The following is a 12087-nucleotide window of genomic DNA, read 5'->3' on the forward strand; positions in this document are numbered from 1 at the left end:
TTACGGAGAAGATATAAAATGGCTAATAATTATAAAACAAAAATCACAACTTACGATCTTGATGAATTTCAGAGTAAGATTAGTGATCTAGGTCTGTATGAAAATGCAAATGTGTCAGTCTCTATTAAAGATGATATTGTAGGCTCTTTTCAAAAAAGTATTCAGGGTACTCTGGGCGGAGTTGATAAAGTAAAAATCAAAATGCAGAGCTTTGAAGAGTCTATTAATCTCTATGATAATAATGATAGTGTTGCATTGTCTTTACGAGATTTTTCAGGTATTGTTAACACAGGAGCTGGTGATGATAAAATCGCTGTGAAAGGCGAATGGGTTGATGGCACCGTGAATGGTGAGTCGGGTGCTGATAAAATTACCATCAGTTCTAAAGGAGATTTTACTGGGACTGTTAATGGTGGCGATGGTTTAGATAAGATATCTCTTAAAGCTTTAGATGGCTTCGGAGGCGAAGTTAATGGTGGCGAAGGCAATGATCTTATTAAACTTTCTGTAAAAAATCAATATGATGCAACTGTCAACGGTGATGCAGGAGATGACACGATTCAATTAAAAGGTAACCTTTGGGGTACCGTGGATGGTGGCATTGGTGCAGATAATATTAAAATTTCAGCAAAACAGTTTGGTACCGATGCACAGGTGCTAGGTGGTGAAGGCGATGATGTGATTAGTGTTTCTGTCCCCACCTTTACAGGTATGATTGATGCCGGACTTGGCGATGATGTCCTTAAATTAAAAACTAAAGCAGCTCAGGGTAGTATAGATTTAGGTGGAGGTGATGATTACCTTAATCTAAAGGTAACAAGTTTTGAAACTGATCTTGATACAGGTGAAGGCGATGATGAAGTCATTATTAATGTCAAAACGGGTCTAAATACAGCTTCTTTTAATACTGGTGGTGGCAATGATGAAATTACAGCCAAATTATCAAATTATGCTAGTAGTGTCGACTTTGGCGAAGGGGATGATATAGCTCATTTATTATCCTTAAAGGATGTAACGGGTAATATTTCTTTTGGTGATGGAGATAATGACCTCCTGAAAAGTAAAATTTCAAATATGGAAGGTGATATTACATTTGGCTCTGGTTTAGATGAAGTCAACCTTGCAGGTAAATTAATGAGTGGTGATGTTGATCTTGGTTCAGGTGATGATGATTTACTTCTGGCTGTGGCTTCTTTCTCTGGTTCAATTTTTGCAGGTGAGGGGAGTGATGAAATTGAACTTTCCTCTAAGGCAAAGAGTTTTACGGGCCTTGTAGATGGAGGTGGAGATCTTGGTGATAAACTTATCATTATGACATCTCTTTTAGAAGACGCACAAGTTACTGGTTTTGAAAACATAGATCTAGGTAAAAGTGTTAAAGTTGATGCAGATAGTTTTTTATCTGATACATCTATTTTAGGTGTTGCAAAATCTTCTATAGATCTCACTGGATGGACTAATAGTTCAGGTGATATTTGGTCAAAGGATGGCATTGACTTAGATGTTGAAGGTTCAGCTGGTGCTAATCTTTCCTTGACTGAAGGTGTTTACACTTTTACAGGAATTGTATAGAGCAATCACCTTAACTGAAAAGGCAAGTCATGATTTTACGGGCTAGGTTTAATATTTAAACCTAGCTTTGTTATTGTGTGCCTTTATTTAAGTACACTTATCAATCATTTATATGGCTTTTGAGAGTGTTTGAAAGTCCATCGTTTAGATGTGTGAAAGCTATAATTAAGCATTCACATAATAATATATGACCATGAATCGTTAGATGGATGATTCTTTTATTGAAAATATAGTATTTGAAGTGAGTGCTTTAGTTATTGCTCAGCCAGTTTGCGAATAGATCTTTGAGTCAATATAAACGATGTTTAAGGTCATAATTTGTAAGTAAATAGGGCTCACTTATTAAGTCATATATTACTTATAGTCAATGAGATAAGTGGTAATTATGCTATATTACATGCAAACAAAACCCCTCAAAACAATCATTAGGTTTGCATAAGATGTATAAAAATACGGGCACAGAGCCCAAAATGGCCAATCTACCTTATTTTCTAGGTAAGGGGCAATTTGAACCATGTCCCGAGGATCAGTTCTTGAAGTAGGCTCTTGGCTAACCCCAGGAGATACTATGTTAGAATATTTTAAAGACCGTAAGTTAAAACTTCATCCCGAACCCGTGAACCTCCGCAAAGGCTTTAATGGCTTAACTGCGCTAAGTGATCTAGAAAAACTCTTCGCAGGAGATGTCTACCTTTTCGTAAATCGACGCCGTAACTTACTGAAAGGTCTCTACTGGGATGAGGGTGGTTTTTGCATTTTTAATAAACAGTTGGAACGCGGAACTTTTAGCGATATATCCGAAGCTAAAACTGAGCTTAGTTTTCGGGAATTCCTATTAATGATTCACTGCTGCAAAGGAGCCTACTTTAAGCTCAAATAGTAGAGTTTTTCAGTAGTAAAACCATGCTTTTACACTATAGTATTTGATGATAAAAACTGTTGAAAATCTCACCAAAAAAGTTGTTTTTTTAGAAGAAGAAAACGCCTATCTGAAAGCGCAACTTTATGGTCGAAAAAAAGAAACAGTAGTCTTTGATAACTCAGATACTTTTCCTGTACTGGCTGAATACCTTAAGGGGCTTGGAGAGCCAAATTCACCGGTAAGGGATGAACCATCCAAAGTCAATACCATACAAAAGAAGAAAAAACGTAAACCCTTTACTCATTTCAGTTTCCCTGATAATGCTGAACGCGAAATCAAAATCATTGATTTGCCTGATGATGAAAAAACCGATCCCATAACTGGTGTTGAACTAAAGTTCATGGGATTCGATATATCAGAAAAACTTGTTTACGTTCATGGTCGTTATAAAATTATAGAGACTCATATTCGTAAATATAATATCCCAAACAACTCAAAAGCGGGGATCATCTCCGCGCCAGTACCCAGCCATCCCATAAGCGGCTGTCGAGCAGATGTGAGTCTATTATCACATATACTCATCTCGAAATATGCTGACCACCTCCCTCTTTATCGCATAGAAGAACAACTCCAACGCGATGGACTTGTGATTGCCCGGCAGACACTTTCCAAATGGGTTCTTAAGCTAGGAGAGACTCTACAGCCTCTAGGAGATTTGTTGCGAGATCAGATCCTAAACTCATCAAGAGTTTTTACTGATGATAGTCCGGTTAAACTTCAGACCAAGGGCAAAGGAAAACTTCAAGAAGGTCGGATTTGGGTTTATGTTGGTGGCGATGGTCCAGATCCACCTCTAGTTTGGTTCGAGTTTACCAAAGACCGCTCACATTCCCATACTTTAGATCGTATGAAAGACTTCCAAGGAGTTTTTCACGCGGATGCCTTTGCTGCTTACGAAAAAATGGATAAGCTCGACGGTATCGATTGGCAGGCTTGTTGGGCTCATGCTAGACGTAAGTTTTTTGATACACCGAATCCAAATGTATTCTGTAAACAGGTGCTCATTTTGATGGATAAGCTCTTTGCGCTTGAGCAAGATGCATGGACTCTTGATAGCTCGCAACAACGTCAAAAATTCCGCGATGATAAAACAAAATCTTTTGTGAATGATCTCCTAAAACATATCCAAGACCATTACTACAAAGCATGTGAACCTAAAGGTAAACTTAAGACCGCGATGGAGTATATACTCAAACGCCAAGAGGCTTTTAAAACTTTTCTCAAATACCCGGATGCCCGTATTGATAATAATGTGAGTGAACGAGCAATTCGCCCCCTTACGATTGGCAGGAAAAACTGGCTCTTTTTCGGGAGTGAAAAAGGTGGTCAAGCTGCGGCTAATATCATTTCTTTAGTTCAGACTTGCCGCAAGCTTCACCTCAATCCAAAAGAATATTTAGAGGACGCACTCAGACGAATTACTGACCATCCAAAAGATAAACTAAGTGAACTACTCCCACAAAACTGGAAAAAAGAGACTTTTTTAAGCTGACTCCTACCAAATAACTGAGCTTAATTGACGCTTACTTTTCTAGACGGAACACTCAATATCAATAATCGCTGGGTCAAGCTAGCGGCAACAATACCATGGAAAGATGTAGAAGAAATTTATGCACTAAATTTCACCAGCCATACTGGGCCCAAAGCTCTACCTGCAAGAACTGCATTTGGTTCCCTGATCATTCAAGTAAAGCTGAGTTTAACTGATGAAGAAACTGTAGAAATGATTTCTGAAAACCCCTACCTTCAATATTTCTTGGGGTTTGAAAGATATAAGCAGGAATCACCTTTTGATCCGAGTATGATGACTCATTTTCGAAAGCGTTTTGGAGCTCAGGATATTAAAGATATTGATGATTTATTACATAAAACAACACGTCCAAAAGAAGAAGACTCCGATAAGGATTCAGACAATGATCCTCCGTCAAATAAGGGTGCTTTAATTGTTGACGCTAGTTGTGTCCCTGCTGATATTCACTATCCAACAGATCTTGGTTTACTAAACAAAGCCCGCGAAAAAACTGAAGAAATCATCGATATTCTTTGGCGTCATCGCTTTAATACCGAAGATAAGGTCAAGCCTCGGACTTATCGTGAAGACGGCAGAAAAATCTTTTTAAGTGTTGTCCTAAAAAAACGTGTATCGAAAAAGAAAAGGCGTGAAGTGATTAATAGACAACTTCATTGTGTAAGGAGGAACCTCGCTAGTATAAATGAACTCAAAAAGCATGCCGATCTGGGGCTATTGAAACCTAGTTTATACCGCGAACTACTGGTGATCGGGACACTTTATCAACAACAGCAATACATGTATGATAATAAAGTAACAAGTGTTGATGATCGCATTGTAAGTATTCACCAACCACATATTCGTCCCATTGTTCGCGGGAAAGCTGGAGCTCATACAGAGTTCGGAGCTAAAATATCTATCAGTGTCGTCGATGGCTGGACCTTTGTCGATACGATTAGTTTTGATTCTTATAATGAAGGAACCGAACTAATTTCACAAGTTGAAAAATATAAAGAGCGTTTCGGTTATTATCCCGAATCAGCACATGCTGATAAAATCTACCGAACTAAAGAAAATCGAGCGTATTGTAAAAAACACGGAATAAGGATAAGTGGACCCAGTCTTGGAAGACCTCCCAAAGATGCGATTTTACGTGAAGAACAAAAGGAAATACAACGCCAGGATGAAGCTATAAGAAATGAAGTAGAGGGCTGTTTTGGTGTAGCCAAAAGACGCTATAAACTCGATCGAATCTTTACGAAAACCAGGACTTCATCCGAAACACTTATTGCTTTAGTATTCATGGTGATGAACTTGGATAAGGCTTTAGCCTTTTTGTCACTTTTCGGCCAGTATTATAAGCAGCTATTCGCGCACGTTTATTGTTTTATAAGTCTCATTAACGAGAATGAGCATTTCAAAAGGCGAGTAATTCAGTAAGCCCTAAATACTAAGACTTTTTATTGCAGAAAATTGTAAGCCTTTGAGCATATGCTATACTTTGCGCATATTAAATTTATAGAGACAGATTAATGAGTGTTAATGATTTTGATTACCTAGCTTCATGTTTATCCTTGTTGGCGAAACGACGATCTAGATTGTATTCGGAAAATGCCTTAAAAGATGGTCTTCCTTTACAGGATGGCCAGCTTAATATTGTGAGTTTTAAAAGAGCAGCGATAAGAGCAGGTTTTAAATCAGAAGTCGTAAGAAGAGGGCCAGAATCACTTTCGACTTCCTTGTTTCCTTTAATAATTATTTGTAAGGATAAGTCAGCTTTTATTTTAGAAAGCTATGAAAGTGAGCTCTATACGATTTTTGATGTAAAAGATAATTGTGAACGCCAATTAAACGCAAGTGAGCTTACTGAACTTTCTTCAGGTTTTGCTATTCTTGTGCAAGACCTTCAAGAAAGTGAAGCACGAACCGAGAAGGAAAATTGGTTTTTTGCGACCCTATACAAGTATAGAAGCATGTATGCTTGGGCATTAGTGGCATCTGTATTCATTAACTTATTTGCCTTGAATTCATCGATATTTATCATGACGGTCTATGATAGGGTTTTACCAAATAATGCCGAGTCAACTTTGTGGATGCTCAGTGCAGTTGTTATTGGAGCCTTTGTTTTCGACTTTATTTTTAAAACAGTACGTTCTGCAACTCTCGATAGAATTACACAAAGAGTTGAAGTTATTTTGTCTTCTAAAATACATGAAAAACTTATGCGTGTAAATATGACGCACAAGCCACCATCAGCAGGACATTTTGCCAGCGTAGTTAAAGATTTTGAATCTATTCGTGATTTCATGACCTCTATGACTCTGACTGCTTTGATTGATCTTCCTTTTGCTCTGTGTATTTTGTTCTTCATCTATTTGATTGCAGGTAAGTTGACTTTGGTTTTAGTGGCTTGTGCATTAGTGCTTTTAGTAGTCAATGTTCTCGCACAACCCTTGCAAAAAATGCTTGTTGGAAAATCCATGGATGAGGGCTCTCGCCGTCAAGGACGACTCGTTGAAGTTGTTAATAATCTCGATATTATTCGCATGATGAATGCGCAATCAATTTTTCAGTATAAATGGGAACAAGACACTGGGGTGCTTTCCGAAACTTCTAGAAAAAGTAAATTCGCCAGTTCAGTGACATTGTCAATTTCTTCCATTATTCAAAATATGGTTTCCATTTTTGTTGTAATTGGTGGCTTCTATCTTATTCGTGATGAAAACATGACCATGGGTCAATTAGTTGCCGTTGTTATTTTGGGTGGTAGAGCTTTGGGGCCATTAGTGACAGGGATTAACTTACTTGTTCGTTATCAATATGTTCGCAAAGCTTACAAAAATGTAGATAACTTTATGCGCTTGCCTGAAGAACGCGATCCGGACAGCTCACTATTAAGTCGTCCAGATATCAACGGCGAAGTCGTATTAGAGAAAGTCGGTTTTTCTTACCCCAATCAAATTTTCAGAGCTTTGGATAATATAAGCTTTAAAATTAATAAGGGTGAAAAAGTGGGGATAATTGGTAATGTTAGCTCCGGTAAAAGTACACTCTTAAGATTGATCTTGGGCTTATATACAAGTACTGAAGGTAAGATTTTAGTGGATGGCACAGATTGTCGCCAGGTTGATTCAGCGGATTTACGTGAATCTATGTCATGTATTTCACAGGAAGCAAAACTCTTTGACGGTTCGGTAAGAGATAACCTTTTTTATGCTAATCCTCATTTATCCCATGAAGAATTAGATGAAGTCGTTAAAATTTCTGGACTAGATAAATTACTTAATTCTCAGCCTATGGGATTAGATCTCCCAGTAGGTGAAGGCGGTTCACACTTATCAGGTGGTCAGCGTCAATTGGTGGCCATTGCACAGGCCGTAGCAAAGAATCCTCCTATAATCTTAATGGATGAACCGACTTCCTCTTTAGATACTGGCGCAGAAGCAGAATTTTTAACTAAAATGAAAGAGTTCACTAAGGATAAGACATTAATTCTTAGTACCCATAAAATGCGTGAATTGCAATTGGTAGACAGAATCATTGTCTTAGATAAAGGTCTTATGATTGCTGATGGTCCACGAGATAAAGTTCTCGAAGTTTTGCAGAATAAGGGGAAGAAATAATGGATAAGAACGAAATCAATAAATTGCAGTCTGGCGACGAGAAATTCATTTCAGATCTTAATGCTGCGATTATGCATAAAAATAAGAAACTTCCCTATTTGATATTAGGTTCAATGGGTTTGTTCGTGATTTTTATCATTCTTTGGTCGCATTTTTCTGAGATTGAAATTATAACTCGGGGTATGGGTAAAGCCGTTCCTTCTAAAGAAATTCAAGTAATTCAAAACTTGGAAGGAGGAATTATTTCCAAAATGAATGCTAAAGAAGGGCAAGCAGTTAAGCATGGTGAGCTCTTAGTGAAACTCGATAATAGTAAATACCTCTCGGCATTTAAGGAAATGGAAGCAGAGCGTGCTTATATAAAGTCTAACTTAACTCGACTTTATGCAGAATATAATAAGTCGCCAAAAATTACTTTTAGTCCAGAACTTCAAAGTAATAAATTAGTCACGACAACACAAAGTAATTTATTTTATTCTAGGCAACAACAATACCTCTCTCTAAAAGAGGGCTATGAAGTGAAAATAAATCACCTACGAATAGAAGTTTTGGAACAAAGTTTATCTTTGACGCGTTTACGGGCGGAGATGAATCAAGTCAAGCCGGATTATAGTGCTTTTACTAGTGATGCAGATAAAGCTATGGTAGAACTTGAGCAACGCCTCTTTGAAACTCGTCAAGAGATTTATGAGGCTCAAAAGAAATCTATTAAATCAAATCAAGATATTTTACGAAAAGAACTCGAACAAACAAAAGACCTAGAAAAGAATGGTGCTGCGTCCATGGTTGAAGTTTTACGACTAGAAAGACAAGTTATGGACATGGAAGGTGCTTTGCAGTCTTTGGAATCAACTCGCTTACGTGATATCACTATGAGTATAGAGAGTCGTAAACAAAGTAAAGTTAAATTGGAAGGCCTCTTGGTGGATAGTAATTCAGCACTTAGTCAATTTGAGGCTAATTGGTTTAATGAAATTGCTGTAAATATTGCTGATTATGAATCTAGATTGTCAGCACTAAAAGAAAAGATATCATCCTTGGAAGACACTGTTCAACGCACAAGAATTACTTCTCCTGTTGATGGTGTGATTAATGAGGTTTTTCAAAGAAACGAAGGCGGTGTTGTTAGTCCTGGTCAACCCATTTTAGAGATTATCCCAGATGATGATAAACTTATCGTTGAAGGTATGGTATCCCCGCAAGAAGTTGCTTTCTTAAGAACTGGTATGCCCGTTATTATTAAAATTACAGCTTATGATTATTCAGTTTATGGGGGCTTAAACGGTGAATTAGTACACATATCTGCAGATACTCATACCGACGAATCAACGGGTGCTCCTTTCTATAAGGTACTGGTAGAAACTGAAAAAAACTTTTTAATGAATGAAAATAACAAAGTTATTCCAGGGATGACGGCCCAATTAGATATTTTAACAGGAAAACGCTCAGTTTTGAACTATTTTATCTCCCCAATTTATAACGCACAAAGTACGGTATTTACAGAACGATGAAAATGATTCGTCAACAACTATTACTTTTAAGTCTCTCGCCTTTCTTATGGGCTCAAAAACCAAAGCTGGAGGGGGCTTCAGTTTATCAAAAAAACTCTTTGCAGTATGCTTTATATAAAGCCTATTCAACTCATCCGGAGTTGAAAAGTCAAAAGTACTCTGTGGATGCTAGTAGATATTCCTATGAGTCCTCTAAAGGAGCTTGGTTGCCATCTGTAAACGTAAGAGCTAATATTGGACCAGAAAAAAATACTGATAAACTTATGAGTACGGGTACTTCTAAAAGTACCAATCATGAAACTTTAGAACTTTATCAAGCGGATATTCGTCAAGTTCTTTTTGATGGTGGTTTACGCGATAGTGTAATTGATCAAAATCATGAACGTTTTTCTCAGTCTCGTTATAGTTTCGATGAAACTAAAGAAGGTATATTTTTTTCAGTTATTGCCTCATATGTTGAAATTCTAAAACAATCTAAGCTTTTAACACTTTCCGAAGATAATTATAAACGACATAAAGATTTGTATGAAAAGGTTAAAAAGCGTTTTGATTTAAAACGCGAGACAAAAGTATCTTTAGCTCAAGCCCAATCGCGATTGCTTCGAGCAGAAAATGGTATTGTTCAATCTAAAAATCAGTTAAAGCAAGCTAAAGTGGCCTACCGCCAATTAGTAGGTGAAAACCCAGTAGACAATTTATTAGATGTAAGCCTCGATAATTTCACCATCGAAAAGACTCTTTTTGAAGCTTTTAGCATTTCTGAAAAACATCCAGCTTTATTAAGAGCTGATAGCCAAATAACGGAAGCCCGTGCAGGTATACAGGGTGCTAAGTCTAGGTTTGCACCAGAAGTAGCTTTAGAAGGTTCGGCTGCATATGACCGTTATCAAAATGGTCGTGACCTAGAAAGTGAAAACTATAGTTTATTGCTTACAGCTAATTGGAATTTATTTAATGGTTTTCAAGATAAGCGTAATTACCAAGCATCAATTAGTAGACTATATGCTTCAAGTAGTACTAAAGATGCAGTTAGAAGGCAGATTTTTGAAAATGTTGAAGATTCTTGGATAGAATTAGCTAAACTCAAAAGAAATGTTGAAATTTTGGCTGAGCAGAAAGAATTAGCACAATATACCGCAGATGGCTATGTTGAGCAATATGATAAATCTAGTCGAAGCTTATTTGATGTTTTAAACACACAAGCGGATGCATATGGCTCAGAAACAGCCTATATATCTGCATTGTATGAGGAAGTGGTTGCTTTTGCACGCTTAGGCTTTTTTATGGGAGACTTATCTCAACGAGTTATTGGTTATTCCAATGATGACAAAACTAATCTTAACACAAAAAAATAATAAGGAGAATATATTATGAGCGTGAATTATGTAGATGGTATTTCTAATGTCGCTTCTATTTCTGGAAACGTACGTATGGATTTGTTCCGTTACGAGTTAGACAAAGATGCTGAAGGTGGCAAAAAAGCTCAGGAAGTTGAGCAGTTGATTATGTCTCACGAAGGTTTTCTTGATAGTTACAAGAAAATGACTGTCATTTTCAATGCTTTGGCACAGAAGGGTGTTTACAAAGTAAAAGAAGGTGAAGAAGCACCAGAAGAAAAGAAAGAAAAAAAGTCTAAATAGACTTTAATAACTCATTACTTTTCTAAGTCTCTGTAATTTTACAGAGACTTTTTTTTGTATTTATTTAATAAATGAAGGGATGATTCTTTCGGGTGCTGTCGTGAGCATAGTTCCCATGCCCTTGTTATGAGCGGTACTGACAATAATTAAGTCAACTTTTGGGAACATGAGGATGAATTGTCCGCCAGCACCTCGCCCTGAAATGCAGTGGTAGTTTTTCTTGTGAACTTTTGCTTGATGTCCCCACCAAAAATAGCCGTAAGTACGGTGCTCATTTATGTCGATAGGACTAATGGCGACTTCGACAAAGTCTTTCGGTAGATGTTGTTTACCTTGCCACTGCCCCTTTTGCATGATCAGTAAACCCATTTTTAGCATATCTCTTGAGCGCCAACTAGAACCTGCAGCAGATTTTGGTAGGCCACTGACATCATCTTGCCAGCCATAATTGACGATTCCCATGGGAGCGAGAAGTTCTTTTTGAATGAAGTCTTTAGCAGAGCCTGGCACGACGGCTTCTAAAACTTGCATGGCCATAGAAGGATCGGAACCCTGATATTTGAAAGTTTTACTCTCTTTTGTAATTGGTGAACTGAGCTCCATATATGTTTGGATTTGTCCTTGCCCCTTTAGTTTATTGGGCTGATTTTGCACTACTTTTTGTGCTTTTGTTTTATCGACTCGAATACCTGAACGCATGTGCATGGCTTCGTGTAGAGTAATGGTCTCTGTGCCAGCAGTTATCTTGCTTCGATCAATGTCTTTTAGAAAGCTAATGACAGGGCGTTGGAGGTCCGACATTTTGAGGTGGCTGAGTTGGATGGCTCTACCGATTGCCATTGTCGTGTATGATTTTGTGATAGACATTTGATAATGTGGGTAATTGCTGCGACCGCGTTTATAATAGGACTCGAGTAATAATTCGCCCTTATATGCGATGAGTAGGCTATCAGTATTATTGTGCTTGTTGTTTTTGATTTCTTCTATGAAACTTAAAATGTCATCTACGTCTCTGCCGTCGGCGCCGAGTTTGCCAACCTTTATACCATCATCTATGTCCTGTGGCTGTGTGGAGACAAAAGCGTTTTTTAAATAGGGGATTTTCTTTTCCAAGGTATAAGAAATGTCTTTAGCATTGAGATCGGTAACTTCAGGAGCTAAACCATTGCTATTATCTGCTTGTAGTAAAGAGCATCCGATTGAGAATAAGCAGAGTAGGAATTGATAAGTGGCGTGTGGGTACTTCATAGTCGTCCTTTTGGTATCGTTGTTTATTACACTACGATGCTAAAACATAGGATATAACACT

The 12087-nt window shown here is 37.6% G+C and carries 9 protein-coding genes; 8 read left to right on the top strand and 1 reads right to left on the bottom strand.

The window, feature by feature from the left end:
• Positions 1 to 18: 18 nt before the first annotated feature.
• The 8 genes from PQO01_RS13520 (at position 19) to PQO01_RS13555 (ending at position 10778) form a co-directional block, all read left to right on the top strand.
• Positions 19 to 1572 (top strand): hypothetical protein, encoded by a 1554-nt coding sequence (locus PQO01_RS13520; RefSeq protein WP_274314604.1) that lies wholly within the window; start codon positions 19 to 21, stop codon positions 1570 to 1572.
• A 568-nt stretch (positions 1573 to 2140) separates the two neighbouring features.
• Positions 2141 to 2452: an IS66 family insertion sequence element accessory protein TnpB gene (gene tnpB, locus PQO01_RS13525; protein WP_274314605.1), complete on the top strand. Its 312-nt coding sequence runs from the start codon at positions 2141 to 2143 to the stop codon at positions 2450 to 2452.
• Positions 2453 to 2498: 46 nt separating this feature from the next.
• Complete coding sequence (tnpC, locus tag PQO01_RS13530; protein WP_274314606.1) at positions 2499 to 3986, top strand: IS66 family transposase; 1488 nt, start codon at positions 2499 to 2501, stop codon at positions 3984 to 3986.
• Positions 3987 to 4010: 24 nt separating this feature from the next.
• The gene (locus PQO01_RS13535) at positions 4011 to 5444 is read left to right on the top strand and encodes an IS5 family transposase (protein WP_274314608.1); all 1434 of its coding nucleotides are present in this window, start codon (positions 4011 to 4013) and stop codon (positions 5442 to 5444) included.
• 92 nt (positions 5445 to 5536) lie between these two features.
• Positions 5537 to 7627, top strand: coding sequence for a type I secretion system permease/ATPase (locus PQO01_RS13540; protein WP_274314609.1), 2091 nt, complete (start codon positions 5537 to 5539; stop codon positions 7625 to 7627).
• Entirely contained in the window at positions 7627 to 9138 is a 1512-nt protein-coding gene (locus PQO01_RS13545) for an HlyD family type I secretion periplasmic adaptor subunit (RefSeq protein ID WP_274314610.1), read from the top strand. Before PQO01_RS13540 ends, PQO01_RS13545 begins: the two co-directional genes overlap by 1 nt.
• Positions 9139 to 9140: 2 nt before the next feature.
• Positions 9141 to 10493 (top strand): TolC family protein, encoded by a 1353-nt coding sequence (locus PQO01_RS13550; protein WP_274314611.1) that lies wholly within the window; start codon positions 9141 to 9143, stop codon positions 10491 to 10493.
• A 15-nt stretch (positions 10494 to 10508) separates the two neighbouring features.
• Entirely contained in the window at positions 10509 to 10778 is a 270-nt protein-coding gene (locus PQO01_RS13555; protein WP_274314612.1) for a hypothetical protein, read from the top strand.
• A 60-nt stretch (positions 10779 to 10838) separates the two neighbouring features.
• On the opposite strand, the gene PQO01_RS13560 is transcribed toward PQO01_RS13555, so the two are convergent.
• The gene (locus tag PQO01_RS13560; RefSeq protein ID WP_274314614.1) at positions 10839 to 12026 is read right to left on the bottom strand and encodes a serine hydrolase domain-containing protein; all 1188 of its coding nucleotides are present in this window, start codon (positions 12024 to 12026) and stop codon (positions 10839 to 10841) included.
• Between the last annotated feature and the right edge of the window lie 61 nt (positions 12027 to 12087).

The organism is Lentisphaera marina (assembly GCF_028745505.1).
Taxonomy (GTDB): domain Bacteria; phylum Verrucomicrobiota; class Lentisphaeria; order Lentisphaerales; family Lentisphaeraceae; genus Lentisphaera; species Lentisphaera marina.

Coding starts and splice junctions, on each gene's coding strand:
- tnpC (WP_274314606.1), top strand. CDS start 2,499: ATGATAAAAACTGTTGAAAATCTCACCAAAAAAGTTGTTTTTTTAGAA.
- PQO01_RS13555 (WP_274314612.1), top strand. CDS start 10,509: ATGAGCGTGAATTATGTAGATGGTATTTCTAATGTCGCTTCTATTTCT.
- PQO01_RS13545 (WP_274314610.1), top strand. CDS start 7,627: ATGGATAAGAACGAAATCAATAAATTGCAGTCTGGCGACGAGAAATTC.
- tnpB (WP_274314605.1), top strand. CDS start 2,141: ATGTTAGAATATTTTAAAGACCGTAAGTTAAAACTTCATCCCGAACCC.
- PQO01_RS13550 (WP_274314611.1), top strand. CDS start 9,141: ATGATTCGTCAACAACTATTACTTTTAAGTCTCTCGCCTTTCTTATGG.
- PQO01_RS13540 (WP_274314609.1), top strand. CDS start 5,537: ATGAGTGTTAATGATTTTGATTACCTAGCTTCATGTTTATCCTTGTTG.
- PQO01_RS13520 (WP_274314604.1), top strand. CDS start 19: ATGGCTAATAATTATAAAACAAAAATCACAACTTACGATCTTGATGAA.
- PQO01_RS13560 (WP_274314614.1), bottom strand. CDS start 12,026: ATGAAGTACCCACACGCCACTTATCAATTCCTACTCTGCTTATTCTCA.